The 1,283-nt window shown below is 64.7% G+C and carries 1 protein-coding gene; it reads right to left on the bottom strand.

Annotated elements, in window-relative coordinates:
• Nucleotides 1–163 precede the first annotated feature (163 nt).
• Nucleotides 164–1,207 (bottom strand): IS5 family transposase, encoded by a 1,044-nt coding sequence (locus CG51_RS18755; RefSeq protein WP_035747628.1) that lies wholly within the window; start codon nt 1,205–1,207, stop codon nt 164–166.
• Nucleotides 1,208–1,283 lie beyond the last annotated feature (76 nt).

The following is a 1,283-nucleotide window of genomic DNA, read 5'->3' as shown; positions in this document are numbered from 1 at the left end:
GGGCACCTCGATTTTTCACTGAATTCCTCTGAACGGACGAGATCAGCGGCTTGAAGCGGGGACTGCGACCGCCCGCACCATCCTCTGTTCCGCCATCCTGAGAGGCTGGGTCGTTGCGCTTAAGCTCCCCCGTTCCGGCACACGCCGCTTTCGCCGTCCCTGATCAAGCCGGGTTCGGGTTCAGGCGACGGAGCTGGCCGAGGCGGCGCATGTTGTACACGAGGTTCTTCATGCCGATCTTGGCTCTGGCGCGCACCAAGCCGATCGTCCGCACCATCGTGCCGCCCATGTCATTGGACTGCGCGCCGAAGACATGTTCGACCCGGGAACGCACGGTGGATTTCGACCGGTTGCTGCCCTTGGCCTGGACGCCAAGCGGCTTTCCGCGCCGCCCCTTGCGGTGGATGTGGCTCTTCAGACCCCGGGCCAGAAGCTTCCCCTCCATCTCCTCGGAACGGTAGGCAGCATCTGCCCAGACACCGGCACCGGTATTGCCGCGCATCAGCAGATGATCCACCGCCTGGCTGTCGTGCAGAGCGGCGTCGCTGACGTGATAGCGCCGGATCAGCTTGTGCCTGCGGTCCACGTTGACATGGTTCTTGTAGCCGAAATGGCTCTTGCCGTGCTTCTTTGTCCAGCGCGCGTCCGTGTCTTTCTGCGACCGCTTGGCGGGCCTTTCCGCCCAGTCCTCCGGAACCTCGCCCCGCTTGATCGCCGCGTTCTCGTCACGCGTGTTGCGGCTGACGGGCACCCGCACGATCGACGCGTCAAGGATCTGCCCGCCCCGCGCGATGTAGCCCTGTCGCGCGAGATGACCGTCGAACTGGCGGAACAGCGCCTCGGTCACACCGGCCTGCGCCAGGGCCTCGCGGTAGAGCCAGACGGTCTTTGCGTCAGGCACCCGGCCGTCGAGGCCCAGCCCAAGAAACCGCATGAAAGAGAGCCGGTCGCGGATCTGGTACTCGATCTGGTCGTCAGAAAGGTTGTAGAGCGCCGCCAGCACCAGCGTCTTGAACATCAGCACCGCGTCCATGGGCTTGCGTCCGGCGCGCGATTTCCGCTCGGCATCCGGCCTCCGCCACACCAACTCCAATGCAGCACGGAAGTCCTCCCACGGCACGACGGCGTCGAGCTCGGCCAGCGGGTCCTTCTTGGCATCCAGGCTCGCGTAGCGGTCTGAAAGATCGAAGAAACCCATCTGTGCCATCGCCATGCCCCTACCGTCGAACGCCTCCCGCGTCATACCCCGACCGCCGCATTGCTGCAATTTTTAGAGGCGCCCT

It is taken from the genome of Haematobacter missouriensis (assembly GCF_000740775.1).
Classification (GTDB): domain Bacteria; phylum Pseudomonadota; class Alphaproteobacteria; order Rhodobacterales; family Rhodobacteraceae; genus Haematobacter; species Haematobacter missouriensis.
The sequence above is the reverse complement of the archived record's forward strand: the minus strand, read 5'-3'. Positions and strand labels throughout refer to the sequence as shown.

Bases quoted from the DNA above. Each gene is read 5' to 3' on its own strand.
- CG51_RS18755 (WP_035747628.1), bottom strand. From the start codon at position 1,207: ATGGCACAGATGGGTTTCTTCGATCTTTCAGACCGCTACGCGAGCCTG.